General features: G+C 64.3%; 25 protein-coding genes. 5 read left to right on the plus strand and 20 right to left on the minus strand.

What is annotated here, in order from left to right; genetic code table 11:
- The 14 genes from phnN to phnG all read right to left on the minus strand — a co-directional run bounded on the left by phnN (position 1) and on the right by phnG (position 12,414).
- Positions 1-597, minus strand: a complete 597-nt coding sequence (phnN, locus tag EO99_RS0112780; protein ID WP_029619033.1) for a phosphonate metabolism protein/1,5-bisphosphokinase (PRPP-forming) PhnN — start codon at positions 595-597, stop codon at positions 1-3.
- The gene (locus tag EO99_RS0112785; protein WP_029619034.1) at positions 597-1,736 is read right to left on the minus strand and encodes an alpha-D-ribose 1-methylphosphonate 5-triphosphate diphosphatase; all 1,140 of its coding nucleotides are present in this window, start codon (positions 1,734-1,736) and stop codon (positions 597-599) included. Before EO99_RS0112785 ends, phnN begins: the two co-directional genes overlap by 1 nt.
- Positions 1,733-2,446 (minus strand): DUF1045 domain-containing protein, encoded by a 714-nt coding sequence (locus EO99_RS0112790; RefSeq protein ID WP_029619035.1) that lies wholly within the window; start codon positions 2,444-2,446, stop codon positions 1,733-1,735. Before EO99_RS0112790 ends, EO99_RS0112785 begins: the two co-directional genes overlap by 4 nt.
- Positions 2,447-2,555: 109 nt before the next feature.
- Positions 2,556-4,061, minus strand: coding sequence for a phosphonate ABC transporter, permease protein PhnE (gene phnE / locus EO99_RS0112795; RefSeq protein WP_029619036.1), 1,506 nt, complete (start codon positions 4,059-4,061; stop codon positions 2,556-2,558).
- 13 nt (positions 4,062-4,074) lie between these two features.
- Positions 4,075-5,034, minus strand: coding sequence for a phosphonate ABC transporter, permease protein PhnE (phnE, locus tag EO99_RS0112800; protein ID WP_029619037.1), 960 nt, complete (start codon positions 5,032-5,034; stop codon positions 4,075-4,077).
- 81 nt (positions 5,035-5,115) lie between these two features.
- Positions 5,116-6,024 carry a phosphonate ABC transporter substrate-binding protein gene (gene phnD / locus EO99_RS0112805; protein ID WP_029619038.1) on the minus strand — a complete coding sequence of 303 codons (909 nt, stop codon included), beginning with the start codon at positions 6,022-6,024 and terminating at the stop codon, positions 5,116-5,118.
- Between the two features lie 82 nt (positions 6,025-6,106).
- Complete coding sequence (gene phnC, locus EO99_RS0112810; RefSeq protein ID WP_029619039.1) at positions 6,107-6,961, minus strand: phosphonate ABC transporter ATP-binding protein; 855 nt, start codon at positions 6,959-6,961, stop codon at positions 6,107-6,109.
- 113 nt (positions 6,962-7,074) lie between these two features.
- Positions 7,075-7,692 carry a DapH/DapD/GlmU-related protein gene (locus EO99_RS0112815; RefSeq protein WP_029619040.1) on the minus strand — a complete coding sequence of 206 codons (618 nt, stop codon included), beginning with the start codon at positions 7,690-7,692 and terminating at the stop codon, positions 7,075-7,077.
- Positions 7,689-8,396 (minus strand): phosphonate C-P lyase system protein PhnL, encoded by a 708-nt coding sequence (gene phnL, locus EO99_RS0112820; protein ID WP_029619041.1) that lies wholly within the window; start codon positions 8,394-8,396, stop codon positions 7,689-7,691. Before phnL ends, EO99_RS0112815 begins: the two co-directional genes overlap by 4 nt.
- 8 nt (positions 8,397-8,404) lie before the next feature.
- A complete protein-coding gene (phnK, locus tag EO99_RS0112825; protein ID WP_029619042.1) occupies positions 8,405-9,181 on the minus strand; it encodes a phosphonate C-P lyase system protein PhnK in 777 nt (258 codons plus the stop codon).
- Entirely contained in the window at positions 9,178-10,077 is a 900-nt protein-coding gene (locus EO99_RS0112830) for an alpha-D-ribose 1-methylphosphonate 5-phosphate C-P-lyase PhnJ (RefSeq protein ID WP_029619043.1), read from the minus strand. Before EO99_RS0112830 ends, phnK begins: the two co-directional genes overlap by 4 nt.
- Positions 10,078-10,223: 146 nt before the next feature.
- The gene (locus EO99_RS0112840) at positions 10,224-11,333 is read right to left on the minus strand and encodes a carbon-phosphorus lyase complex subunit PhnI (protein ID WP_029619044.1); all 1,110 of its coding nucleotides are present in this window, start codon (positions 11,331-11,333) and stop codon (positions 10,224-10,226) included.
- Positions 11,324-11,941 carry a phosphonate C-P lyase system protein PhnH gene (phnH, locus tag EO99_RS0112845; RefSeq protein WP_029619045.1) on the minus strand — a complete coding sequence of 206 codons (618 nt, stop codon included), beginning with the start codon at positions 11,939-11,941 and terminating at the stop codon, positions 11,324-11,326. Before phnH ends, EO99_RS0112840 begins: the two co-directional genes overlap by 10 nt.
- Complete coding sequence (phnG, locus tag EO99_RS0112850) at positions 11,941-12,414, minus strand: phosphonate C-P lyase system protein PhnG (RefSeq protein ID WP_029619046.1); 474 nt, start codon at positions 12,412-12,414, stop codon at positions 11,941-11,943. The genes phnH and phnG overlap by 1 nt, the downstream gene beginning before the upstream one ends.
- An 83-nt stretch (positions 12,415-12,497) precedes the next feature.
- On the opposite strand from phnG, the gene phnF reads away from it, so the two are divergent.
- Complete coding sequence (phnF, locus tag EO99_RS0112855) at positions 12,498-13,235, plus strand: phosphonate metabolism transcriptional regulator PhnF (protein WP_029619047.1); 738 nt, start codon at positions 12,498-12,500, stop codon at positions 13,233-13,235.
- Positions 13,236-13,267: 32 nt separating this feature from the next.
- Here phnF and EO99_RS0112860 read toward each other — a convergent pair whose 3' ends face one another.
- From EO99_RS0112860 to mepA, 6 genes are all read right to left on the minus strand, one after another.
- Positions 13,268-13,903, minus strand: a complete 636-nt coding sequence (locus tag EO99_RS0112860; RefSeq protein ID WP_029619048.1) for a 2,3-bisphosphoglycerate-dependent phosphoglycerate mutase — start codon at positions 13,901-13,903, stop codon at positions 13,268-13,270.
- Between the two features lie 21 nt (positions 13,904-13,924).
- Positions 13,925-14,746 carry a 4-hydroxy-tetrahydrodipicolinate reductase gene (dapB, locus tag EO99_RS0112865; RefSeq protein ID WP_029619049.1) on the minus strand — a complete coding sequence of 274 codons (822 nt, stop codon included), beginning with the start codon at positions 14,744-14,746 and terminating at the stop codon, positions 13,925-13,927.
- 19 nt (positions 14,747-14,765) lie between these two features.
- Complete coding sequence (locus tag EO99_RS0112870; protein WP_029619050.1) at positions 14,766-16,550, minus strand: ABC transporter ATP-binding protein; 1,785 nt, start codon at positions 16,548-16,550, stop codon at positions 14,766-14,768.
- Positions 16,551-16,667: 117 nt separating this feature from the next.
- Positions 16,668-17,690 (minus strand): glucokinase, encoded by a 1,023-nt coding sequence (locus EO99_RS0112875; protein WP_029619051.1) that lies wholly within the window; start codon positions 17,688-17,690, stop codon positions 16,668-16,670.
- Positions 17,691-17,709: 19 nt separating this feature from the next.
- Positions 17,710-18,081, minus strand: coding sequence for a methylglyoxal synthase (locus tag EO99_RS0112880; protein ID WP_029619052.1), 372 nt, complete (start codon positions 18,079-18,081; stop codon positions 17,710-17,712).
- A gap of 82 nt (positions 18,082-18,163) precedes the next feature.
- Entirely contained in the window at positions 18,164-19,201 is a 1,038-nt protein-coding gene (gene mepA / locus EO99_RS0112885; RefSeq protein ID WP_029619053.1) for a penicillin-insensitive murein endopeptidase, read from the minus strand.
- 183 nt (positions 19,202-19,384) lie between these two features.
- Here mepA and EO99_RS0112890 point away from each other — a divergent pair, with 183 nt between their 5' ends.
- From EO99_RS0112890 to EO99_RS0112905, 4 genes are all read left to right on the plus strand, one after another.
- Entirely contained in the window at positions 19,385-21,229 is a 1,845-nt protein-coding gene (locus tag EO99_RS0112890; protein ID WP_029619054.1) for an extracellular solute-binding protein, read from the plus strand.
- Between the two features lie 137 nt (positions 21,230-21,366).
- Complete coding sequence (locus EO99_RS0112895; protein ID WP_029619055.1) at positions 21,367-22,461, plus strand: microcin C ABC transporter permease YejB; 1,095 nt, start codon at positions 21,367-21,369, stop codon at positions 22,459-22,461.
- On the plus strand, positions 22,461-23,612 hold the full coding sequence (locus EO99_RS0112900; protein WP_037111790.1) for an ABC transporter permease: 1,152 nt from the start codon (positions 22,461-22,463) through the stop codon (positions 23,610-23,612). Before EO99_RS0112895 ends, EO99_RS0112900 begins: the two co-directional genes overlap by 1 nt.
- Positions 23,613-23,616: 4 nt before the next feature.
- Positions 23,617-25,245 (plus strand): ABC transporter ATP-binding protein, encoded by a 1,629-nt coding sequence (locus tag EO99_RS0112905; RefSeq protein WP_029619057.1) that lies wholly within the window; start codon positions 23,617-23,619, stop codon positions 25,243-25,245.
- Positions 25,246-25,258 lie beyond the last annotated feature (13 nt).

Raw genomic sequence — 25,258 nt, forward strand, 5'->3', positions numbered from 1 at the left:
TTATCGCGGGCGAGATACCGGCAGGCAGTGGGCAAGCGCATCGACCATGGCCTCGCCGGCGTCTTCGATCGAACCGCTGTTGTCGATCGTGACGACGTCGTAGTCGTCGAGGCGCGTCGGCGTGCTTCGCTGCAGCCGGCGCAGGATCTCCTCGCGGCTTTCGCGACCGCGGGCCTCCAGCCGTGCGGCGAGCACCTCCGGCCGGGCGGTAACATTGACGACCGTCATCGATGGGAAGGCAGACTTGAAGTGCGGCAGTGCCGAACGTGATCCGTTGGCGACGACGACACGACCTTCTGCGATCTGCTGCAGCGTTTCCGCCGGAATGCCGTAGCTTAGGCCATGCGCATGCCAGGAGACGGCAAAGCGCCCCGACTGCGCCCGCCGCAGGAACTCTTCCTCGGAGACGGCATCATGATCCTCGCCGCCCGCATTGCCGTCGCGGGTGATCACGCGGCGTACGAAAACCACATCCGCCCGGTCCCGCAGCCGCGCGGCCGCAAAGGCCATCAGCGTATCCTTGCCGGCGCCGCTGGGGCCAACGACGACGACCAGGCGTCCGCCTGCGGCTTGCTCGGCTGCGGCTGCGTAATCCATCACGCCACCCGGCGCCCTTCGCGCCAGGTCGCACGCGCGACCGGCACGCCAGTGTCGCGCTGCACCCGAACGAGATCGGCCCGAAGACCCGTTGCGATCCGGCCGCGGTCGTTGAGCCCGACAGTGCGTGCCGGCGTGGAGGTGACCATGGCGATCGCCTTCGGCAGGGAGATGCTCTCCACATCGTCGGAGAGCACGAAGGGTGCGTGCAGCAGGCTGAGCGGCACATAATCCGAGGACAGAACGTCGAGCACGCCGCGCTCGGCCAGTTCCCGGGCTGCGATATTGCCGGAATGGGACTTGCCGCGCACGATGTTGGGTGCCCCCATCAGGACGCTCATGCCCGCCTTGTGAGACGCCTCGGCAGCCTCGAAGCTGGTCGGGAATTCCGCAAGCCGCACGCCGTGGCCGATCGCTTCGTCGACGTGGCCGAGGGTGGCGTCGTCGTGGCTGGCCACCGTGATGCCGCGCTCGGCGCAGAGGCGCGCCAGTTCGTCGCGATGAAGCGCCGAATATTGTGCGGACGCCGCCTGCCGCCGCGCGACGAAATGGGCGAAGGCCTCGTCGCTGAGACCGCGCTTTTCCTTGTAGTAGAGGATGTACTGGTCCATCGACTGGAACTGCCGCTGACCGGGCGCATGATCCATCAGCGAGACGAGGCGGACATAGGGATCCTCCTTGAAGTCCTCGAAATGCTCCAGCACGTTGTCGGAAGAGACTTCGCAGCGCAGGTGGAAGAGGTGCTCGGCGCGCAGGCGGCCTTCCTTCTGGGCGGCATGGATCGCATCCGCAAGGCCGCGCATCTCGCCCATTTCAAAACCACCGTCCTCGTCGGCGCCCATCCGCAGGCAATCGAAGACGGTCGTGATGCCGGACGTGGCGACCTGCGCGTCATGGGCCTGGATGGCCGCCGTGGTGTTCCAGCGAACGCCCGGACGCGGAGAGTAGTGCTGTTCCAGGTGGTCGGTATGCAGTTCGATCAGACCCGGGATGATATAGTCGCCTTCGACATCCTCGCCGGATCGTGCGGTCCCTTCGGAGATATCGGCGATCTTGCCGTCGCGGATCAGGAGAGAGCCGGAAAGGATCTGGTCGTCAAGGACGATGCGGGCGTTCGAGAGAACGGTCTCGGCGGTCATGGGAGGATCTTTCTGCTGTGCGCCGGCAGGCCGAGCGGTCGCCAGCTGTGAATGGTGAAGGGCTCGCCTCGGCGGGCCTCGATGAAGAGCGCCAGTCCGTCGATGGCGAGCGGCTGACCGTCCTGGCGGGAAAAACGGCGCTTGAGTTCCGAAAGGATGGTCGGCGCCAGGTCGTCCTCGACGGGTCCGGTCAGCGTCATGTGGAAGCGGAATTCATCCATGACATAGGGATAGCCCCATGCCGTCAGGTTTTCTCGCTGGGTCTCCGTCAGCCGCTCCGGCCGCCGGCGTGCCACGTCGGCGTCTGACAGGGGGGCACGGAACGGCTCGAATGTTTCAACGACGGAGGCGGCGAACGCCTGCAGTGGAGCATGGACCACGGCGGGAACCAGCGCAAAGAACGGTCCGAGTTGCCCGACGACGACCTCCGGGAGGTCGAACGGCGCAACCGATGCGGCAAAAGCATCGAATGCGTCAACCAGTGCGGCCTCCGTCTGCCCGTGACGGAGTTCGAACGGAGCCTTCAGGGTCGCATGGAAGCCATAGCGCTGCGGCTCGGCGACTAGGCTCCGCCACTGCTCGGAAGGCATAGCAAGGCCGCCTGGCGCGCCGAGCCTTTCGCCGGAAAACGCGTCGCGGCCGAGCCAGCGCCCGGCATCGCTGGCCAAAGGGCTGTCGGGGGCCGGGGTGTAATAGATGGCGTAGCGCAAGATGGTATCCAGAATCAGGAAGCTGTTTGGAGCCTATCGGAGAAGGAGCGCCAAGACAGGGCCTGCGCTAGTAGATTTCCATGACAGAATGATGATGGGGAAGCCGAGACTAATGGGATCGTGTTCCCATCAGTCTCGAGCGGAGCGCATTGGAAATGCCGTCGAACAGGAATACCACGAGAAGAATGAGCAGTACCATGTAGGCGACATTTTCCCAGTCGGAATTGGTGCGCATCGCTTCCCACAGTTTCAGGCCGATACCGCCGGCGCCGACCGCCCCGATGATGGTGGCCGAGCGGGTGTTGGACTCCCAGAAATAGAGCGCCTGGGAAGCGAAGATGGGCATGACCTGCGGCAGCACGCCGAACCGCTGGACCGTGGCGGGCGGCGCGCCGACGGAGCGCACGCCCTCCCGCTGCTTGTCGTCGATGTTCTCCAGCGCCTCGGCGTAGAGCTTTCCGAGGGTGCCTGTGTCGGTGAAGAAGATCGCGGAAATACCTGCGAGCGGCCCCGGCCCGAACGCGCGGGTGAAGAACAGGGCCCAGATCAGCATGTCGACGGACCGCAGGAAGTCGAAGAAGCGCTTGGCTATCTGGTTCACCGGTCGGTTGCGCAGGATGTTGCGGGCCGCGATGAACGACAGCGGGAAGGCGACGATCATGGCAAACAGCGTGCCGATGAAGGCCATCACGATGGTCTGCAGCAGCTTCGTCCAGACGTCGAGATGCTGCCAGGACGGATTGTAGAGGATGTCGTTCCAGGCAAGCGACAGATTGCTTTGCGACGGGTCGAGGCGCTCGCCGCTGAAGACGAGACCGGCGACCTCGCTTGCGGATCTGCCGAAGAAGGCGGAATTCGTGTCGAAGAAGAAGTTCTCCCAGCCGAGGAAGCGCTTGCGAACCCGCACCCGGTCGGCGCTGACGTCGGCCCAGCCGGAGAAGCCGAAATAGGCGATCACCCGTGCGCCAGGCGACCGTTGCTCTGCCCAGTCGGGAAGTGGACCCTCGGCCAGGACTTCATCGGCGGCGTGGTCCAGCAAGAGCACCAGCGTCTCGTCTCCACGCGTCATCATCACCCGCTCGGGCTGGATGTCGATGGTCCGCGACGGGCCGAGATCGACAAAGGCTTCCGTCACGACCTCTTCGACACGGGTCTCCGTCGTCGGGGCAGTGGCCGCCGTCTGCTGCTGCGCAGGTGCCGGCGCCATGAAGCTGAAGCTCGACGAAGAGGATGGAGCCGGGGCGGAAGATGAGGCCCCGGGAATCTCGATCGTGCGCGTGACCGTTTCGCGCTTTGCCTCGAGCCAGTCCGGATTGGGGTTCGGGCCGATGGGATCGAAGCGCGGGTAGTTGATCTGGATCGATCCGTCTGCCGCAATCTCGATGTCCGGACGAATTTCGTAGGAGATCCAGTCGGCCAGATAGTTGCCGGCCAGTCCCCAGTTGGCGGTGCCCAGGACCTTGCCCACGGCAAAGAACCACCAGGCAAAGATGAAGTAGAGGACGACGGTTACCGCGATGATCGGAATGCGGAAGCGCTGCCAGGGCGAGCGGTGGAGGAGGGCCGGGTGGCGGGCTGCGAGCGCATCCATTTCGGCTACGTTGAGAGTGGTCATGGCGGAGCCTCTTTCAGATTGCCTGGAAAGCCTGGTCGCCGACAAGCTTGCGGCGCAGCCATGCGGAGAATTGATCCACGGCGATGATGGTCAGAAGCAGCAGAAGAATGATGGCCAGCGTCTTTGCCTCATGTCCCTGACCGATCGAGAGGCGCAGGAGTTCGCCGATGCCGCCGCCGCCGACTGCGCCGATGATGGTCGAAGCGCGCACGTTGATCTCGAGACGCAACAGGAAATAGCTCATGAAGTTCGGCATGACCTGCGGCACCATGCCGAACCACGACCGCTCCACCCAGTTGGCGCCGACGGCCTTGAGGCCTTCGTCGGGCTTCATGTCGGCGTTCTCGATGACTTCGAAGAACATCTTGCCGAGCGCCCCGATGGTGTGGATGGCGACCGCGATGACGGCCGGCAGAGGCCCGAGCGACAGGATGGCCAGGAAGAAGCCGGCGATGACAACCTCCGGAAAGGCGCGAAGCAGTTCCATCACGCGTCGCGCCGTTCCGCGGATCCAGGGGTTGGGGGTCATGTTCTTGGCGGCCAGGAACGACAGCATGAAGCCGAAGATCAGGCCGATCCCGGTGGCGGCGATCGCGATGTTCAGGGTCACCAGCATCTGATGGAAGTATTCCGGGAGGTACAGGCTCTCCGTGAAATAGAGCCGCCCCTCAGGATAATTGTATTTCAGGCTGCCGTCGTCATAGGGGGAGGGCAGGTCGAACAGGGCGCGCCAGACTTCCATGCCGTCGCGCGGAATGAGCTGCCCCACGAAGTCGAAGAAGTAGGGGAGCCGGTCGAAGAACTTGCCGGAATTGGTCTCGTTGGCGAACCACAGGGACCCGGACACCACGAGCAGCAGCAGGAGGGCGGAGAGTGCCGTGTAGAGCCGCCGCTGTCCCGCCAGCTGTTGCCAGTGGCGCTCGATCAGCTTTCCGCTCTCGCTGAGCGTCGGGGTAATGACAGAGGTCGGCATGGCGGTATCCCGGGATAATGCGGCTCAAGAAAAGGCCGCCGAACGAGGGTACGGTCGGCGGCCTTGCGACGAGGGGGCAGATCAGCCGCCGATGGTTGCCTTGCGGGCGTCGATGATCGGCTTGTAGAAGTCGACGTCGACTTCGGCGAAGCCCGTGAAGTCACCGCCCTGGACGGCCGAGAAGCAGGCCGGATCGCTCTTCGGCAGGCCGACCATGAATTCCTTGAACTTGGTCTTCATGTCTTCGCTCATCGAGCTGCGCACGACGACCGGGCCGTTCGGGATCAGCGGCGACTTCCAGAGCTCGACGAGGTCGTCCATGTTCAGGATGCCCTTGTCCACCATCTTGCGAAGGTTGCCGGACGAGTAGCCGTCCTTGAATTCGCCAACGCCAGAGCCCCAGGTGGTGCCGGCATCGAAGGTGCCCTTGACGACTTCCAGAACCAGGTTCTCGTGGCCGCCGCCGAAGCCGGTTTCAGCAACGAATTCCTCGACCGTTGCACCACCGAGAGCCTCGGGCAGGGTGACGACGGGGATGAGGTAGCCGGAGGTGGAATCCGGGTCCGCGTAGCCGAGCTTCTTGCCCTTGATGTCTTCGACCTTGGTCATGCCGCTGTCCTTGCGGGCAACCATGATCGAGTGGTAGCCCATCGAACCGTCGGTCTGGACCGTGGTCAGGATCGGCTGAACGGCGTTGGCATCTTCCAGGTAGACCTTGGCATAGGCCGACGCGCCGAGTTCGGCGTAGTCGAGCGTGCCGCCGAGCAGGCCCTGAACGACGCCGTCATAGTCGGCTGCCGGGAAGAGCGATACCTTTTCGACGCCGAGAACGGCGGGGAGCTTTTCGGTCATGCACTGGAAGTTGCGCAGGCGGTCGGCTTCGTTTTCGCCGCCGAGGATGCCGATGCGGAATTCCTTGAGGTCTTGCGCCATGACGTTGCCGGCAAGAGCAACCAGGGCCACCGTGGCGAGCATAGTTTTCTTCAGCATGAGATCGTCTCCTGTTTGTCCGGACAGCCCGGACTGCTGTTGCAAGAATTGCCTTTGACGCTGGCTTGCGATGAAGCTCGGGTCAGACGCTGGCTGCAGCCAGGGCGTTGACACCGGCCGATGACCTGGCGGGCCTTTCGGCCGACGCGGGAATATTGATGCTGGTGGAGGTCATCGACTCGTCGATCCCTGCGCCATCGCGGTCTGAGCCGTAGATCGCTTGAACGGCTTCGGCCGTCAGCTCTGATGGCGTTCCGTCGAAGACGACATGTCCATCAGCCATGCCGATGATGCGCTCGCAGTAGCCGCGCGCCGTATCGAGCGTGTGAAGATTGGTGATCACGGTAATGCCTTCGCGCTCGTTGATGTCGCGCAGTGCGTCCATCACGATCTTGGCGTTCAGCGGGTCCAGCGAAGCGATAGGCTCATCGGCCAGAACCATCTTCGGGGCCTGCATCAGGGCACGGGCGATGGCGACGCGCTGCTGCTGGCCGCCTGAAAGCGTACCGGCGCGCTGCAGTGCCGTCTGCTCGATGCCAAGCCGCTCCAGGGCGGCGATCGCCATGATGCGCTCTTCACGGGTGAACACGCTGAGGAGGCTCATCACCGTGGACCGGTGGTTGAGGCGACCGAGCAGGACGTTGGTGAGCACGTCGAGCCGCGGCACGAGGTTGAACTGCTGGAAGATCATGGCGCAATCGCGCTGCCAGCCGCGCAGCGCGTTGCCGCGCAGGCGAGACACCTCGAGATCACCGAAATGGATCGAGCCGGACGAGGGATCGGTCAGGCGGTTGATCATCCGAAGAAGTGTCGACTTGCCGGCGCCGGAGCGGCCGATGATGCCGACCATCTGCCCCTGCGGGATCTCGAGGTTCACGTCGTTTACGGCCGTTCGTTCGCCGAAGCGGCGGGTGACGTTCCTGAGTTCGAACTTCATGCTCGGCGCCTTCTTGTTGCCTGAATTGAGATTGGCATTAACGGCCGCAGATGAAGGCTGAATGTCGGTTTTGTGTCGCCAATGTTACAATTGGCGACCCTTAGGAAGTTCCCTTAGCCGCCGTGCCTTGAAAGGAAGTCCTCGGCCGTCAGGGCGCGGAAATCATCGAGTGCTGCGCGCAGTTTCAGGTGGTCCCAGGTCCACCAGGCAAGCTTGTCCATCCGCTCGCCGACGTCCTTCGAAAAACGCTCGCGAATGAGCTTTGCGGGGACGCCGCCGACGATCGTATAGGGCTCGACATCCTTGGAGACGACGGCACCCGCGCCGATCACCGCACCGTTGCCGACGGTGACGCCCGGCAGGAGAGTCGCACCGTGGCCGATCCAGACGTCATTGCCGATCGTCACCCGGTTCTCGCGCCGCCACTCGAAGAACTCCTCTTCGTTCTCCGCGTCATCCCAGTAGTTGGCGGCGCGGTAGGTGAAGTGGTGAAGCGTGGCGCGCCAGGTGGGGTGGTTGGTGGCATTGATGCGAACGGCGGCGGCGATGTTGACGAACTTGCCGATCGTCGCGCACCAGACCGAGCCATCCTGCATGATGTAGGAGTAATCACCGATCTCCGCTTCATCGATGCGGCAGCGTTCGGCGACCTCAGTATAGCGACCGAGCTTCGAGCTGTTGACGCTGGCGCTGGGATGGATGCTCGGCTCGATACCGACCTTCACGCTCATGCGGCGGCCTTTCGCGGCGAAAACTGCAGCACGTCGAGAACCCGGTCGGAAACCGCCTCGCGCACTTCCTCGTCATGGAAGATGCCGAGCAGAGCGACGCCCTTCCGCTTCTTGTCTGCAATCATCTCGACCACGACGGCGCGGTTGCGCGCATCGAGCGAGGCGGTCGGCTCGTCGAGAAGCAGCACGCTGTGATCCGTGATGAAGCCGCGGGCGATGTTGACGCGCTGCTGCTCACCCCCCGAGAACGTGGCGGGCGGCAGGCCCCAGAGCTCTTCCGGAAGATTGAGCTCGGAGAGAAGCGCTGCGGCCTTCTCCCGTGCGTCGCCGGCACTGACGCCGCGCGACAGAAGCGGCTCGGCCACAACGTCGAGCGCCGAGACCCGCGGCACGGTGCGCAGGAACTGGCTGACATAGCCCATGGTCTGGCGACGGACGTCGAGCACGGTGCGCGGATCGGCGCGGGCAAGATCGACGATCCGGTCGCGGTGCGCCACGAGGATCTGCCCGGCGTCCACGGCATAATTGCCGTAGAGCATCTTCAGGATCGAGCTCTTGCCGATGCCCGAAGGTCCGCCGAGCACGACGCATTCGCCGCTGGCGACCGAGAAGTTGACGTCATTGACGACCGGCAGCTTGATGCCGTCGCGCAGATGCATGGTGAAGCTCTTGAACACTTCCGAAACGACGAGGGGGGTGGCCATGGGATGTCCTAAACCTGCAGGATGGAGGAGACGAGCAACTGCGTGTAGGGCTCGCGCGGGTCGTCGAGAACCCGGTCGGTGAGGCCCTGCTCGATCACATGGCCGTCCTTCATCACCATCATGCGGTGCGACAGCAGCCGGGCGACGGCCAGGTCGTGGGTGACGATGATCGCCGAGAGGCCGAGATCGTTGACGAGGCCGCGCACCAGGTCGAGCAGCCGCGCCTGGACGGAAACGTCGAGGCCGCCGGTCGGCTCGTCCATGAACACGAGGCGGGGCCCGGTCACCAGGTTGCGGGCGATCTGCAGACGCTGGCGCATGCCGCCGGAAAAGGCGCGTGGGGCATCGTCGATGCGGTCGGCATCGATCTCGACCCGGCCGAGCCAGTCGGTGGCAGTGGCGCGGATGTTGCCGTAGTGGCGGTTGCCAACCGCCATCAGCCGTTCGCCGACATTGGCGCCGGCCGACACCGTCATCCGCAGGCCGTCTGCCGGGTTCTGGTGAACGAAACCCCAGTCGGTGCGCATCAGGAAGCGACGCTCGGCCTCACCCATGTGATAGAGATCGCGGATGCTGCCGTCGCGCATGGTGTATTCGACGCTGCCCGTCGTCGGCAGCAGCCGCGTGGAAATGCAGTTCAGCAGCGTTGTCTTGCCGGAACCGGATTCGCCGACGATGGCCAGGACCTCGCCGGGCCAGAGGTCGAAGGAGACCTCCTTGCAGCCGATCCGCTGGCCGTAGAATTTCGAGACGGACTTCACCTTCAGAAGCGGTGTATCGCTCATTCTGCAGCCTCCTGGCGTCCCAGCATTGCGCCTGCATGGCCGTGGTCGCGCCGGTCCTCGCAGTGGTCGGTGTCGGAGCAGACGAACATGCGGCCGCCCTGGTCGTCGAGGATGACCTCGTCGAGATAGACGTTCTCCGCGCCGCAGAGCGCGCACGGCTTGTCGAAGCTCTGGATCTCGAAGGGGTGGTCCTCAAAGTCGAGGCTCACCACTTCGGTGTGCGGGGGGATGGCATAGATGCGCTTTTCGCGTCCGGCGCCGAAGAGCTGCAGCGCGTCGGACATGTGCATCTTCGGATTATCGAACTTCGGCGTCGGCGACGGATCCATCACGTAGCGCCCGGCGACCTTTACGGGGTAGGCGTAGGTCTTCGAGATCCGGCCGTTATGGGCGATGTCCTCGTAGAGCTTCACGTGCATGAGGCCATATTCCTCAAGCGCATGCATCTTGCGCGTCTCCGTCTCGCGGGGCTCTAGAAAGCGCAGCGGCTCGGGGATCGGCACTTGGTAGACGAGCACCTGGCCTTCCGCGAGCGGCTGCTCGGGAATGCGGTGGCGCGTCTGGATGATTGTCGCATCCTTCGTGTGTGTCGTGACGGCGACGTTTGCGACCTTCTGGAAGAAGGCACGGATGGAGACGGCGTTGGTGGTGTCGTCGGCACCCTGGTCGATGACCTTGAGGACATCCTGAGGACCGATGATGGACGCCGTTACCTGCACGCCGCCTGTGCCCCAGCCGTAGGGCATCGGCATTTCCCGCGAGGCGAAAGGCACCTGATAGCCCGGAATGGCGATCGCCTTCAGGATCGCGCGGCGGATCATCCGCTTCGTCTGTTCGTCGAGATAGGCGAAATTATAGGTCGCCAGGCCGCTCTCGGAGGGAACCTCAGGAGACATGATGTGTTTCCCCCAAGCAAAAGGAGCTGATAGTCATGGATACTGGCCTTCTGATCACGATGTTCTTCTCGGTCTTCGCAGCGAGCGGTCTCTGCTGTGCGTATTGGTACGGTGAAACCGACCGCAAATAGTCGCGGAGTAACGGTCTATTCCGCGGCGTCGCGGAGCGGGCCTGCCTTGACCTTCTGCGCCGCCTCGATGTCGGCGCGCATCTTTCTGACAAGGGCCAGCTCGGCCTGGAAGTCCACGTAATGCGGCAGCTTGAGGTGCTCGACGAAGCCGGTCGCCTGAACATTGTCGGCATGCGAGATGACGAATTCCTCGTCCTGCGCCGGCGCAGTGATATCTTCTCCCAGCTCCTCCGCCCGCAATGCCCGGTCCACCAGCGCCATGCTCATCGCCTTGCGCTCGCTTTGCCCGAACACCAGGCCGTAGCCCCGGGTGAACTGCGGCGGCGCCTTTGCTGACCCCTTGAACTGGTTGACCATCTGGCATTCCGTGACCTGGACGCGGCCGAGCGAAACGGCAAAGCCAAGTTCGGATACATCCAGTTCGACCTCCACCTCACCGATGCGGATTTCACCGACGAAGGGATGATTGCGTCCAAAGCCCCGCTGGGTCGAATAGCCGAGCGCGAGCAGGAAGCCCTCGTCACCACGCGCCAGCGCCTGCAGCCGCAGATCGCGCCCCATCGGGAATTCCATGGGCTCGCGCGTGAGGTCGCCCGGCGGCTGGTCGTCCGGCAGTTCCCCGTCCCCCTCGATCAGGCCTTCGGTGGCAAGAATGTCGGACACGCGGGTGGAGGCGCCGGGCAGCGGCTCCTTGCGCGATGGCAGGTCGACCTCCTCGTCCGTCAGCAGAGAGGGATCGAGCAGGCGGTGGGTATAGTCGAAGGTCGGCCCCAGAACCTGGCCACCGGGCAGATCCTTGTAGGTTGCGGAGATCCGCCGCGCGATGTGCATCTTCGCCGTATCGATCGGCTCGGAGCTTCCAAACCGCGGCAGGGTCGTCCGGTAGGCCCGGAGCAGGAAGATTGCCTCGATCATGTCGCCGCGCGATTGCCGCACGGCCAGCGCCGCCAGTGCCCGGTCGTAGAGAGATGCCTCTGCCATGACACGGTCAACGGCAAGCGCAAGCTGCTCGACGATCTGCTCGATGGTGACGGATGGCAGCGACCTTTCGCCCCGACGCCGGTCGGCCAGCAGCCGGTGGGCTGCATTGATGGCGGCCTCGCCTCCCTTGACGGCTACATACATGCGGTTTCTCCTCCGGCAATCCTGGTGGTGCGGGGCAGGCAAAGCAGGGCATCGCCGGCGGTGAGGATGACGTCGGCGCCCCGCGGGAAGAGCGCCCTGTTGTCGTTCCAGATGCTGAGGAAGACCTCCGGCAGGCCGGTGACCTTCACCGTGACCTTGTCCCGGATGCCGGGACCGGACAGCGTCAGCGGCTGCCCGTCCACAAGCGACGCCACTTCGATGACGAGCGTCGTCGAGCGGTCCGGATATTCCTGCGTGCCGAGCGCGAAAAGGCCAAAGGAGCAGATGCCGGCCGGCGACTGCATGAAGGCAAATCGGGCGTCGCTCTTTTCCTGTACGACCGGCGCTCCGGTGTGGAAGGCGATCCATTGCGGAGCGCCGGAGTTCGCCATTGCCGATTGCAGCCAGACCGGCGTATCGGCATCGCAAAGCGCCAGGGCCACGGCGCCCGCGGCCCGTCCGAGGGGCAGGGGCTGCTCCACGTCGATGCCGACGGTCTGGATCGTGCCCGGGCGCGACATGCCGTCCATCAGAAGGCGGAAGACCGCCTGGGAATCGAAAACCGGATCGGAGAAACCGCCGGTAAGGGCCTGCGCATTCATGCTCATCAATCGTCTCCCCGCACCATGGTGAAGAAGTCGACGCGCGTTGCCGCCGTCTCCTCGGCCTGCTGCCGATCCTCCTCGGCAATCCGCGCCTCGACAGGCGCCAGAATCGCGCTTTCCACGAAGCTGCGGGTCTCGCCGTCCTGCCAGAGCGCGTCGAAGACCGCCGCGAGCCGGACCTTGGGCTTGTCGGTTCCCAGTGCATGGGCATGTCCGGCGATGCCGGAGGCAAGCAGCACCGTTGCGCGCGTCACGGTGGCTTCGCCGAGATTGAAGGGACCGCCGCCGCCGCCGATGCGTCCCCGCACCATCACCAGTCCGGTCTCGGGACCGCGCACGGGGGTGTAATCGGGTTTTGTTGCGAGGGCGTCCCAGGCGCCCGTCAGCTCTTCGCGACTGGCGCGCGCGAGCAGGCCGGCTGCACGCTTGCGGGCCTCGGTGTCTGGAGAGGAAGTGTCAGGAGCGGATACAGTCATCGGCCTCTTTCAAATGTCTATTGTTATAGACAACCATACAATCTGACTGTACAGTTACAGCGAGGACATAACAAGAGTGTGACATGGTCGGGCAGGCGAGCGTTCAACGGCAAAGCGGAGTGGCATTGTGGCGCCAGATCGCCGACCGCATCCGTGCCTCGATCGCCAGTGGCGAATATGACGCGACCGGCCGCGTGCCGCCGGAAATCATTCTGGCGGCGCAGTTCGGCGTCAACCGGCATACGGTGAGAAGCGCGCTTGCGGCTCTCGCGCAGGAGGGGATCGTCAAGGCGGTGCAGGGCATCGGCACGATGATCGAGCGCAAGGAGCGCCTGAACTTCCCGATCTCGCGCCGGACGCGCTTCAACGAGGGAATCGGTGCCCAGGCACGGGAAACGGAGGGGCTTCTGCTGGCCTCGGCCGAGGAGCCGGCCTCGGACGATCTGGCGCGCCGCCTGCAGCTTGGAGCCGGTGCGGCGGTCATCCGGCTCGAGACGCTGCGCAAGGCCGACGGCCGGGCGGTGTCGCGGGCCACCGCCTGGTTTCCGGCAGAACGCTTTGCCGGCATCGAAGAGGCCTATCGGGCCAGCGGCTCGATCACGGCTGCCTTCAGGGTGCTCGGCCTCTCAGACTATGTGCGGGTCTCGACGGAAATCACCGCCAGCCATGCCGACGGCGCCGAGATGGAGGACCTCGGCCTGTCCGCCGGCGCGATCGTCCTCGTCACGCACTCCCTGAACGCGGACCCTGATGGAATCCCCGTCCAGTATGCGGTGAGCCGCTTTCCGGCCGACCGGGTGCAGTTCACCATCGAGAACTGAGGGCGGCGCCGATTGCGACGCCGTCGAAAGTCTCAGTGGGCGCCGGACATGTCTCCGAGAACCTGCTTGGAGGCCACGGTGGAGTCGGCATTCAGCTTGTAGACCATAGGCACGCCGGTTGCGAGGTTGAGCTTCAGGATCTCCTCCTTGCTCATCCGGTCGAGCACCATGACGAGGGCGCGCAGGGAATTCCCATGGGCGGCGACCAGAACCGTTTCGCCCCGCAGCACGCGCGGCAGGATCTCGGTCATGTAATAGGGCCAGACGCGCGCGCCGGTGTCGCGCAGGCTCTCGCCGCCGGGCGGCGGAACGTCATACGAGCGGCGCCAGATATGCACCTGCTCTTCGCCCCATTTCTCGCGGGCATCGTCCTTGTTCAGGCCGGAGAGATCGCCGTAGTCACGTTCGTTCAGGGCCACGTCGCGGATCGTTTCGAGATCCGGTTGACCGACCTTGTCGAGAACGATGCGCAGGGTGTCCTGGGCGCGCTTGAGCACCGAGGTAAAGGCGATGTCGAACTTCAGCCCTGCATCGGCGAGCGCCTGGCCGCCGGTCTCGGCTTCCTGGATGCCGAGCGCGGTGAGGTCCGGATCGCGCCAGCCGGTAAAGAGGTTCTTGAGGTTCCATTCGCTCTGGCCGTGGCGAACAAGGACGAGGGTGCCGCTCATGAAGTCAAATCCTCCGGATGATCAGTGGGAAAGCCCGAGCACGTCGAGCATGTCGTAAAGGCCGGGCTTCTGGCCGCGGCCCCAAAGAGCAGCCGCGACGGCGCCGCGGGCAAAGATGGAGCGGTCGCGCGCACTGTGGGAGAGGGTCACAAGTTCGCCTTCGCCGGCCAGGATGACGGAATGATCGCCGACGACGGAGCCGCCGCGCAGGGTGGCAAAGCCGATGGTACCGGCGGGACGGGCGCCCGTATGGCCGTCGCGAACCTTCACGGCATTCGCTTGAAGCTCGATACCTCGCCCCCTGGCGGCAGCGTCGCCGAGCAGAAGCGCGGTCCCTGAAGGCGCATCCACCTTGTGCTTGTGGTGCATCTCGAGAACCTCGATATCCCAGTTCTCTGCCGGAAGCGCCCGGGCGGCCTGTTCCACGAGCACGCCGAGCAGGTTGACGCCGAGGCTCATATTGCCGGACTTGATGATGCAGGCATGCCGTGACGCCGCCTCGATCTTCTGGTCGTCGGAGGGCGAGCAGCCGGTGGTGCCGATGACGTGCACGATGCGCGCCTGCGCCGCGAGGCCTGCAAATTCGACCGTAGCTGCCGGGCTCGTGAAGTCGAGGACGCCCTCGGCATCGACGAAAGCCTGAAGCGGGTCGGCGGTGACCGGCACGCCGATCGTTCCCGCGCCCGCCAATTCCCCGGCGTCCTTGCCGATGAAGGGTGAGCCCTCGCGTTCGATCGCCGCATGCAGCATGGCGCCGTCCGTTTCCTGGATCACCCGGATCAGGGTCTGGCCCATCCGGCCGCCGGCACCCACCACCACGAGTTTCATCGGATTGTCGTTCATGCCGGCATTGCTTTCATGGTCACGCGCCTGTGTCGGGCGCCTGCAGGTTGTTGAGGCGAGCGTAAAGACCGTCCTGATGCTGTGCAAGCGTCTCGTGCGTGCCTTCCTCGACCACGCGACCCTCATGCATGACGATGATCTTGTCTGCATTAACCACCGTTGACAGCCGATGCGCGATCACCAGCACGGTGCGTCCGCTCATGGCCGATTCCAGCGCCTTCTGAACGGCGGCTTCCGATTCATTGTCGAGCGCGGACGTCGCCTCGTCGAGGAGGAGGATCGGCGCCTGACGCACCAGCGCCCGGGCGATCGAAAGACGCTGGCGCTGGCCGCCGGAGAGCGTCACGCCGTTCTCGCCGACCGGCGTGTCGTAGCCGAAGGGCTGCGCCAGGATGAAATCATGGGCATGGGCGAGCCTGGCTGCCTCTTCCACCTCGGCATCCGTCGCCTCCGGTCGCCCGTAGCGGATGTTGTCGCGGATTGTCCCTTCGAAGAGGTAGGGCTGCTGCGAGACATAGGCGAGGTGACGCCGCAGCGACGACTTCGTGACGTCGGTAATATCCTGGCCATCGATCAGGATGCTGCCTTCCGACGGGTCGTAGAAGCGGGGAATGAGGCTGATGATCGTCGATTTTCCAGCGCCCGACGGTCCCACCAGTGCCGTCGTCTTGCCGCCCTCCGCCACGAGATCGACACTTCGCAGGATGGCGTCGCCGCTGGCGTAGGAGAAGGAGACGCCGCGCAGCTCGATCCGCGCCTCGGTAACCACCAGATCCTTGGCGCCGGGCTTGTCGCGCTGGAGCGGCGCCTGGTCGAGAAGCGCGTAGATCATCCGCGCATTGACGACGGCGCGCTCCATCTGCACCTGCAGCCTGGCGAGACGGCGGGCCGGGTCGTAGGCCAGCAGAAGCGCGGTGACGAAGGCGAAGAAGGCGCCTGGCGGCACGCCGTCGTAGATCGACCGGAAGGCGGCATAGGCCAGCACGCTGGAGATGGCGAACCCGGCGAAGGTTTCCGTCAGCGGCGCCGTGCGCTCGGTCAGCCGCGCAATCCGGTTGGCGCGGTTTTCGGCCTGGGAGATCAGGTCCTCGACCTTGCGCCCGAGCTGGTCTTCCATCGTGAAGGCCTTGACGATGGCAATGCCCTGGATCGTTTCCTGCATGGCGCCCAGCACATGGCTGTTGAGCTCGATGGATTCACGTGTGGCGCTGCGCAGCCGGCGGGATACGTAGCGCAGCGCGAAGATGAGCGGCGGCGCCACGACGAAGACGATCAGCGACAGCACCGCATCCTTGCTGACCATCACCCCGATCAGCGCGATCAGCGTCAGGAAATCGCGGGCAGTGGAGGTGACCGTGAGGTTCAGAACGTCCCGGATACCGTTGACGTTCTGGCTGATCTGGGCCGCAAGATGGGCGGACCGGCTTTCGCTGAAGAAACCGACCGACAGGGACATCAGGTGCGTGTAGAGGCGGCGCTGGTAGACCGCCACGATGTTGTTGCCGATCTTCGACAGCGTCACGGACTGACCGTAGGTGGCAAGGCCGCGCAGCACGAAGGCAAGGAAGATGGCGCCGCAGATCAGCCAGACGATGTCCGCGCGCTGATTGGCGAAGGCCTCGTTGACGACGGCTTCCATGATCCAGGCGGTGAAGGCGGTCGTTGCGGCCACGACGACGAGGCAGAAGATCGCGAAGGCATAGGCCTTCACGTGCTCGCGACCGTTTTCCGCAATCACGCGCTTCAGCACACTCGTCACAGTGCCCGAATCCAGATGTCGCTTCTTGTCTTTCGCAGAGCCCAATAAGGATGATCCCGTATCTCGGCAGCGCTGAAGGCGGGCCGCCGTGTTTTGCGGGCTCTATACCGAGGGATGTACTGCTTGACTAGTGCACAGACGCCTCGCCGCCGAAGGAAGCGATCAGCGCTGCCAGCGGCGTCCCTGGGTTGAGATGCCGTAGGCGCCGGGCGTGCGGGCGTAACTGGCAAGTCCGGCAAGTGCCGCAAGCGGGTGCGTGACCACGAAGGTCGGGATCAGCCGCATCAGCTCCGTATGCGGCGCCTTGTCCTCGAAGGCGGCGCGGAATTCGGGCTGTTTCAGCGCCGGGATGATCTTCTGCGAGATGCCACCGGCCAGATAGACGCCGCCCTTGGCCATGAACACCAGCGCCAGATCGCCCGCCAGCCGGCCGAGATAGGTTGCAAACAGCGAGATCGTTTCGGCAGCCTGGGCATTGCCTCCGGACTGCCAGCCGGCGGTCACCTCGGAAGGAAGGGTGAGGCTCGGATCCACGCCGTCTGCCGCACAGATCGCCGTATAGATGTTGACGAGGCCGCGACCGCAGAGAAGCTGCTCGGCCGAAATCCGTCCCTCGATCGCTTCGAGATGCGGGAAGATCTCGAGATCGCGCCGCGTCCGAGGCCCGATGTCGACATGGCCCCCTTCGCCCGGCACCGGAAACCAGGTGTCGCGGGCATGCACGAGGCCTGCCACGCCAAGACCGGTACCGGGCCCGAGCACCACCCGCGAGGCGGTGGCGGGCTCGCCGGCCGTGCCGACGACTTCGCGGTCGTCTGCGGTCAGGCAGGCAACCGCCAGTGCCTGGGCCTCGAAATCATTGAGGACGAGGACGTCGTCGAAGCCGAGCTCCATGATCAGGGCCCGCGGCTTGACGATCCAGTCGCAGTTGGTCAGGTCGATTTCGTCTCCCTCGATGGGACCCGCCACAGCAAGAATGGCCGAGCGTGGGCGCACGGCGCTTTTGTCCAAGACCTCCCGCTGGATGGCCTCGTCGATCGTTTCGAAATCCGCGGTTCGGACGTTCGGAAACTGGATCGGTTCCGACGTGTCGTCGACGAGGATCGAGAACCGGGCATTGGTCCCGCCGATGTCGCCGATCAGGATCGGGAAGGGCAGGCTCTCGTTTTCAGTGGCGTGATGCATCGGTCCCCGGTCGTCGTTTTTATTGGAAGTCGATCAGTCGTTCGGCGGTGGCGCGGTTGAGCGCCATCGGGATGTCGTAGACGGTGGCCAGCCGCGTCAGTGCCTTGACGTCGACGTCGTGCGGCATCGACGTCAGCGGATCGACGAAGAAGATCAGCATGTCGACCTCACCCGTTGCGATCATCGCCCCGATCTGCTGGTCGCCGCCGAGCGGGCCGCTCTTGAGGCGGGTCACCTGCAGTCCGGAGCAGGCGTCCTGGATGCGGCCACCGGTCGTGCCGGTCGCCACCAGACGGAACCGCGACAGCGCCTGCTGGTGCTGCTGCGCGAACGCCGCCATGTCGTCCTTCTTCTGGTCGTGCGCGATCAGCGCGATGCAGGGGAGGGTCAAGGGCAGGTCCCACGCTCGGATTAAATCGGTTTGATGGGTTCTACAGCGGCATCTTCCGGTTGGAAAGTGGGCAGCCGTTTCCTTAGTCAAACGGCCGCGGTCGCGGCAAGGGCCCGATTTCCGGCAAGGACTGCGCGTTGGCGATGATCGCCTCGATGTTCTGGGCAGGAACAGGCACGGCACCGGCGGCGGAATAGGCGGCGACCATTTCCTGGCCAGCGACATTCGCAGGAGCGGCCAGCACGGCGGCACAGGCTCGCGGCAGGTCGGAAAGCATCACCTGGCGCGGCTTGACCGGCTTGGCGTTCGGATCCGTCTTCGGCTTCGCCCAAGGCTCATCGGTGAACCACCACGCCAGCGACTTGTCGCAGCCGTCGCCCTGGCCGACGGCGGCCTGCGGCTTGCAGCCGGTCGCACCCTCCGTACAGCCGATGCGGATATGGAAGTGCTCGTCATGACCATAGATCGGTCGTACCTTTCCAAGGTTGGAACGGTCGCCGCGCCAGGTTTCGCAGAGCTTCTTCTTGATCGCCGGATTGACGAAGACCCGCTCCACCTGGGGATAGCTTGCCGCCTGCATCACCACCCGGGCATGGGTGTCGGACCAGCGCCGGGTATCGACCGTCAGGAACTTGCTCTTGTCCAGCATGGAGGTGAACGGCATGTCCTCGCGCTGCTGCGGCGACAGCGGCTCTGCCGGCTTTGGCGTGAACCACACGTCGGCATCGAGGCCGATCTGGTGGGAGGCGTGACCGAACAGCATTGGCCCGCCGCGCGGCTGCGAGATGTCGCCGACCAGGATGCCGGTTCCCCATCCGAGAGAAGCTGCATCCCTGGAGAAGCGCTCGAGCAGGGAGATCATCTCCGGATTACCCCAACGCCGGTTGCGCGAAAGCCGCATCGCCTGCCAGGTGGGGCCGTCTGTCGGAAGCGCGACGGCGCCTCCCATGCATCCCTTCGCATAGGAGCCGAAAGGGGCGGCCTGACCCTGCGACGGCAGCTTCGCGCCGCCAAACAGCTCCTTTGCCGGTCGCGTCTCGGCCAGGCCCTGGCCCGCGAGTTGCGCCAGGCAAAGCCCTGTCGCCAGAAGCCGTATCAAATGTCTGGATGTCCTGCGCATGCTCTCGCCGCCGCCCTGCAAATCACTTCCTCAAGCTTACCGTGAAAGAGAACTTTGGTGAAACGGAGATGGCGGCGCCGACCGATCCCTGTCCGATAAAACGCTTGTGAGCGCGCAAGCCTGTATTTCGCCTGACTTTGCCCTATGCTTTGCGGCAACGAAAAGAGAAACAGGGGTATCTGCATGTTGGCTCGCCGCCTTGCCGCATTGACGTTGTCTTTAGCTCTCGCCTGGCCAGCGCTGCCTGGGCGAGGTCTGGCGCAGGAACCGGAACACCAATGGCAGCACGGGATCGCAACGGTCGGCGATCTCAAATACCCGGAGGGATTTCCGCATTACGACTACGTCAATCCCCAGGCGCCCAAGGGTGGTCCCCTCAGGCTTGCGGTAGAGGGCAATTTCGACACGCTCAATCCGTTGCTCGCCCGCGGCGAACCAGCTTCCGGTCTGGAGCAGGTATTTGAGCCTCTGATGGTGTCTGCCAGTGACGAGCTTTCCTCGATGTACGGCCTTCTCGCGGAGTCTTTGAGCCACCCCGACGACTATTCCTCCGTCACCTTCCGGCTTCGGCCCGAGGCGAAATGGGCCGATGGCGAGCCGGTAACGCCGGAGGACGTGATCTTCAGCTTCGAGAACGCCAAGAAGAACGTCCCGCAGATGGAGTTCTACTACCGGCATGTGACGAAGGCGGACAAGACTGGCGACCGCGAGGTGACCTTCACCTTCGACGAGCCGAACAACCGCGAGCTGCCGCAGATCGTCGGGCAGCTGACGATCGTGCCCAAGCATTGGTGGGAGGGCACGGGCATGAACGGCGAAGTCCGCGACATCGGTCGCACGGCGCTTGAGCCGCCGCTTGGCTCCGGCCCCTACAAGGTCGCCTCGGTAACCCCCGGCTCGGCGATCACCTATGAACGGCGCGACGACTATTGGGGCAAGGACATCAACGTCAACGTCGGCCAGAACAACTTCGGCACCATCACCTATCGCTACTATGCCGACCGCGACGTGATGTTTGAATCCTTCCGTTCCGGCAACGAGGACTACTGGTGGGAAAATACGGCCCGGCGCTGGGCGACCTCCTACGATTTTCCAGCCGTGAACGACGGACGCATCAAGCTCGAGGAGCACGAGAACGAACTGCGCAAGGTCGGCGTCATGGTCGGCTTCGTGTTCAACACGCGGCGGGAGAAGTTTTCCGATCCCCGTGTCCGGGAAGCGCTGAACTACGCCTTCGATTTCGAGGAACTGCGCCGCACGATCTTCTACGACACCTATGACCGGGTCGACAGCTTCTTCTTCCGCACCGACATGGCGTCATCGGGTCTGCCGGAGGGGGCGGAACTGGAAATCCTCAACGAGGTGAAGGACCTGGTCCCGCCGAAGGTGTTTACCGAGCCCTATCGGAACCCGGTGAACGGCGACCCGCAGAAGCTGCGCGAGAACCTGCGCACGGCGGTCAGCCTGCTGCGGGAGGCCGGCTACCAATTGCAGGGCAATCGCATGGTCAACACCAAGACCGGTGAACCGCTGACCTTCGAAATCATGCTGGGCGGTCCGACCATCGAGCCTGTCGCGCTCGCCTTCGCGCGCAATCTGAAGATGATCGGCGTCGAGGCGACCGTCCGCAGCGTCGAGCAATCGCAGTTCACCAATCGTTGGCGCTCGCGCGATTTCGACGTGATGTACAATGCCTGGGGCCAGTCCAGCAATCCCGGCAATGAGCAGGCGGAATACTGGGGCTCGGAAGCGGCCAAGCGCGACGGATCGCAGAACTACAGCGGCATCAGCGACCCGGGTGTCGATGCTCTGGTCCGCAAGGTCATCTTCGCCAAGGATCGCGACGCGCAGATTGCCGCCGTCAAGGCACTCGACCGCGTGCTTCTCGCCCACCACATCGTCGTGCCCACCTATACGGCGAAGACATCGCGCATCGCCTACTGGGACACCATCGCCCATCCAGAGACGCTGCCGGAATATTCGCTCGGCTTCCCGGCGATCTGGTGGTCCACGACCGCGGCGAACTAGCCTCGCTGCGGGTGGTATGGCATCACTAGAGACGCGAATCACTTGAAACGCGGCCATGCCGCGAAGGAAGGACCACACCGGTTGACGTTGACCATGCCGCGCTTGTCTGCTTCCGCACCGCCCGAATGTAGCTGCTGATGGGGGCCTATATCCTCAGACGCCTGCTGCTGATGATTCCGACCATGGTCGGCATCATGGGCATCTCCTTCCTGGTGATCCAGTTCGCGCCGGGGGGGCCGGTCGAACAGGTAATCGCGCAGTTGACGGGTCAGGGCGACAGTGCGTCCGACCGCCTCTCCGGCGGTGGCGATCTCCTGGGCGCGCAGGGCGGCGGCTTCGAGGACAACTCCCGCTATCGCGGCGCCCAGGGACTGGATCCCGATTTCATCGCCAAGCTCGAGCAGCAGTTCGGCTTCGACAAGCCGCCGCTCACCCGGTTCCTCGACATGATGTGGGATTATATCCGCTTCGACTTCGGCGAGAGCTTCTTTCGCAATGCCTCGGTGATCGACCTGATCATCGACAAGCTGCCGGTCTCCATCTCGCTCGGCTTCTGGATCCTGATCATTTCCTACGTCATTTCCATCCCGCTCGGCATCCGCAAGGCGGTAAAGGACGGCTCGGCCTTCGACGTCTGGACCTCCGGCATCGTCATCGTCGGCTATGCGGTTCCGAGCTTCCTGTTCGGCATCCTGCTGATCGTCGTCTTCGCCGGCGGCTCCTTCTTCGACTGGTTTCCGCTCAGGGGACTGGTGTCGGATAATTTCGCGCAGCTGTCCTGGTGGGAAAAGATCCTCGACTATTTCTGGCACCTGACCCTGCCGCTGATCGCCCTGTCGCTCTCCGCCTTCGCCACCACCACTCTCCTGACCAAGAACTCATTCCTTGACGAGATCCGGAAGCAGTATGTGGTCACCGCCCGCGCCAAGGGTCTGCCGGAGCGGCGGGTGCTCTATGGCCACGTCTTCCGCAATGCCATGCTGATCGTGATCGCGGGCTTCCCCGGCGCCTTCATCTCCGCCTTCTTCACGGGGTCGCTGCTGATCGAGAACATCTTCTCGCTCGATGGGCTGGGACGTCTCGGCTACCTGGCGATCGTGAACCGCGACTATCCGATCGTCTTCGGCACGCTCTACATCTTCTCGCTGATGGGCCTTGTCGTCAGCCTCATCTCCGACCTCATCTACACCTGGATCGACCCGCGCATCGATTTCGAGCGGAGGGACGTCTGATGCAGGCTCAGGCACTTGCAGCACCGCCCACGGTGACCGACGCTCCGCCAAAGCGCGCCTGGCTGTCGCCCACCAACCGCCGCCGGCTCCAGAACTTTCGCGCCAACGGGCGCGGCTACTGGTCCTTCTGGATCTTCATGGTGCTCTTCGTGCTCAGCATGTTTGCCGAGCTCATCGCCAACGACCGCCCGATCGTCGCCTCCTACAAGGGGGAGATCCTGTTTCCGGTGCTCGTGGACTATCCGGAGGAGAAGTTCGGCGGCTTCCTTGCCACCACCGACTACCGCTCGTCCTTCATCGCCGACGAGATCGAGGCGAACGGCTGGATGGTCTGGCCGCCGATCCGCTATTCCTACCTCACCGTCAATTCCAACATCCCCCATTCGGCCCCCACCCCACCGTTCTGGCTGATGGAGCCGGAGCAGCGCTGCGCCGGCTACGCGCTCGGCGATGAAGATCCCGCCTGCATTCTCGGAAACCTCAACTGGCTCGGCACGGATGACCAGGCGCGCGACGTCGTGGCCCGCATCATCTACGGGTTCCGCGTGTCGGTGCTATTCGGCCTGGTGCTCACCATAGCGTCTGCCGTCATCGGCGTGACGGCCGGCGCCATCCAGGGCTATTTCGGCGGCTGGACGGATCTGCTCTTCCAGCGCTTCATCGAGATCTGGTCGTCGATGCCGGTGCTCTACATCCTGCTCATCATCGCCGCCATCCTGCCGCCGGGCTTCTTCGTCCTCCTGGGGATCATGCTGTTGTTTTCCTGGGTCGGCTTCGTCGGCATCGTGCGGGCGGAGTTCCTGCGGGCGCGAAACTTCGAATACGTCAACGCCGCACGGGCGCTCGGCGTCGGCAACTGGACGATCATGTTCCGGCACCTGCTGCCCAATGCCATGGTCGCGACGCTGACATTCCTGCCCTTCATCCTGTCGGGATCGATCGCGACGCTGACCTCGCTCGACTTCCTAGGCTTCGGCATGCCGCCCGGCTCGCCCTCGCTCGGCGAGATGATCGCCCAGGGCAAGAACAACCTGCAGGCGCCGTGGCTTGGCCTGTCGGCCTTCTTCACCATGTCGATCATGCTGTCGCTGCTGATCTTCGTCGGCGAGGCGATCCGCGATGCCTTCGACCCCCGCAAGACCTTCCGGTGAACCCATGACAGAACCGCTCCTTTCCGTTCGCGATCTGTCGGTGGCCTTTCATCAGGGCGGCAATACCTCGCTGGCCGTCGACGGCGTCTCCTTCGACATCATGCCGGGCGAAGTGGTGGCCCTTGTGGGCGAATCCGGCTCCGGCAAGTCGGTGACGGCAAACTCCGTCCTCAGGCTGCTGCCCTATCCATCGGCCAGCCATCCATCGGGAGAAATCCTGTTCGGCGGGCACGATCTCCTGACGGCGCCGGAGCCGGTGCTGCGACGCGTGCGCGGCAACCAGATCACGATGATCTTCCAGGAGCCGATGACCTCGCTCAATCCGCTCCACACGATCGAGAAGCAGATCGGCGAGATCCTCGACCTTCACCAGGGCATGACGGGGCAGGCGGCACGGGCGCGCATTCTCGAACTTCTGAACCAGGTCGGCATTCGCGAACCGGAAAAGCGGCTTCAGGCCTATCCGCACCAGCTCTCCGGCGGTCAGCGCCAGCGCGTGATGATCGCCATGGCGCTCGCCAACCGGCCGAAGCTCCTGATTGCCGACGAGCCGACGACCGCCCTGGACGTCACCGTTCAGGCGCAGATCCTCGATCTGCTGCGTCGTCTCAAGGGCGAGCATGGCATGTCCATGCTGTTCATCACCCATGACCTCGGCATCGTCCGCAAGTTTGCGGACCGAGTCTGCGTCATGACCGGGGGCAAGATCGTCGAAAGCGGCAACGTCGAGGACGTCTTCGTCAATCCGCAGCACGAATACACCCGCCACCTGCTGGCATCGGAACCGCGCGGGGAGCCGCCCGCCGCCGATCTGTCCAAGCCGGTGGTCATGGAAGGCAAGGACATCCGCGTCTGGTTCCCGATCAAGGCCGGGCTGATGCGCAAGGTGGTGGATCACGTCAAGGCGGTCGATGGCGTCAGCCTCTCGCTGCGGGCCGGCGAGACGCTTGGCGTCGTCGGCGAATCCGGTTCCGGCAAGACGACGCTCGGACTGGCGCTCGCCCGCCTGATCTCGTCGCAGGGGCGGATCGCCTTCATCGGCAACGACATCGGCGAATACACCTTCCGGCAGATGCGCCCGCTGCGCGATCGCCTGCAGGTCGTCTTCCAGGACCCCTTCGGCTCGCTGAGCCCGCGCATGTCGGTCGGAGAGATCATCGCCGAAGGTCTCAAGGTGCATGAGCAGGCGCTGTCGGCCGATGCGCGAGACGCGCGCGTCTGCTGGGCCCTGACCGAAGTCGGCCTCGATCCGGAGACGCGCTGGCGTTACCCGCACGAGTTCTCCGGCGGCCAGCGGCAGCGCATCGCCATTGCCCGGGCCATGGTGCTGAAGCCGCGTTTCGTGATGCTCGATGAGCCCACGTCGGCTCTCGACATGACCGTGCAGGCACAGGTGGTCGATCTGCTGCGCGACCTGCAGAAAAAGCATGATCTCGCCTACCTCTTCATCAGCCATGACCTGAAGGTGGTGAAGGCGCTTGCCAACCACGTCATCGTCATGCGCACGGGAAAGGTGGTCGAGGAGGGGCCGGCAGAGCAGATCTTCCGTGCGCCGCGGCAGGACTACACGAAGGCGCTCATGGCCGCAGCCTTCAATCTCGAGGCGGTGGAGACGGCCGCCATCAATCAGTAGCTCAAGGGGTTCC

The organism is Pseudorhizobium marinum, from assembly GCF_000705355.1.
In the GTDB taxonomy this organism is placed as follows: Bacteria; Pseudomonadota; Alphaproteobacteria; order Rhizobiales; family Rhizobiaceae; genus Neorhizobium; species Neorhizobium pelagicum.

Coding starts and splice junctions, on each gene's coding strand:
- phnN (WP_029619033.1), bottom strand. CDS start 597: ATGGATTACGCAGCCGCAGCCGAGCAAGCCGCAGGCGGACGCCTGGTC.
- EO99_RS0112840 (WP_029619044.1), bottom strand. CDS start 11,333: ATGTATGTAGCCGTCAAGGGAGGCGAGGCCGCCATCAATGCAGCCCAC.
- dapB (WP_029619049.1), bottom strand. CDS start 14,746: ATGAACGACAATCCGATGAAACTCGTGGTGGTGGGTGCCGGCGGCCGG.
- phnC (WP_029619039.1), bottom strand. CDS start 6,961: ATGAAGTTCGAACTCAGGAACGTCACCCGCCGCTTCGGCGAACGAACG.
- phnH (WP_029619045.1), bottom strand. CDS start 11,941: ATGAGCATGAATGCGCAGGCCCTTACCGGCGGTTTCTCCGATCCGGTT.
- EO99_RS0112890 (WP_029619054.1), top strand. CDS start 19,385: ATGTTGGCTCGCCGCCTTGCCGCATTGACGTTGTCTTTAGCTCTCGCC.
- phnG (WP_029619046.1), bottom strand. CDS start 12,414: ATGACTGTATCCGCTCCTGACACTTCCTCTCCAGACACCGAGGCCCGC.
- EO99_RS0112895 (WP_029619055.1), top strand. CDS start 21,367: ATGGGGGCCTATATCCTCAGACGCCTGCTGCTGATGATTCCGACCATG.
- EO99_RS0112830 (WP_029619043.1), bottom strand. CDS start 10,077: ATGTCTCCTGAGGTTCCCTCCGAGAGCGGCCTGGCGACCTATAATTTC.
- phnD (WP_029619038.1), bottom strand. CDS start 6,024: ATGCTGAAGAAAACTATGCTCGCCACGGTGGCCCTGGTTGCTCTTGCC.
- phnF (WP_029619047.1), top strand. CDS start 12,498: ATGGTCGGGCAGGCGAGCGTTCAACGGCAAAGCGGAGTGGCATTGTGG.
- EO99_RS0112785 (WP_029619034.1), bottom strand. CDS start 1,736: ATGACCGCCGAGACCGTTCTCTCGAACGCCCGCATCGTCCTTGACGAC.
- EO99_RS0112905 (WP_029619057.1), top strand. CDS start 23,617: ATGACAGAACCGCTCCTTTCCGTTCGCGATCTGTCGGTGGCCTTTCAT.
- EO99_RS0112815 (WP_029619040.1), bottom strand. CDS start 7,692: ATGAGCGTGAAGGTCGGTATCGAGCCGAGCATCCATCCCAGCGCCAGC.
- mepA (WP_029619053.1), bottom strand. CDS start 19,201: ATGCGCAGGACATCCAGACATTTGATACGGCTTCTGGCGACAGGGCTT.
- EO99_RS0112900 (WP_037111790.1), top strand. CDS start 22,461: ATGCAGGCTCAGGCACTTGCAGCACCGCCCACGGTGACCGACGCTCCG.
- phnE (WP_029619036.1), bottom strand. CDS start 4,061: ATGACCACTCTCAACGTAGCCGAAATGGATGCGCTCGCAGCCCGCCAC.
- phnL (WP_029619041.1), bottom strand. CDS start 8,396: ATGGCCACCCCCCTCGTCGTTTCGGAAGTGTTCAAGAGCTTCACCATG.
- EO99_RS0112860 (WP_029619048.1), bottom strand. CDS start 13,903: ATGAGCGGCACCCTCGTCCTTGTTCGCCACGGCCAGAGCGAATGGAAC.
- EO99_RS0112875 (WP_029619051.1), bottom strand. CDS start 17,690: ATGCATCACGCCACTGAAAACGAGAGCCTGCCCTTCCCGATCCTGATC.
- phnK (WP_029619042.1), bottom strand. CDS start 9,181: ATGAGCGATACACCGCTTCTGAAGGTGAAGTCCGTCTCGAAATTCTAC.
- phnE (WP_029619037.1), bottom strand. CDS start 5,034: ATGCCGACCTCTGTCATTACCCCGACGCTCAGCGAGAGCGGAAAGCTG.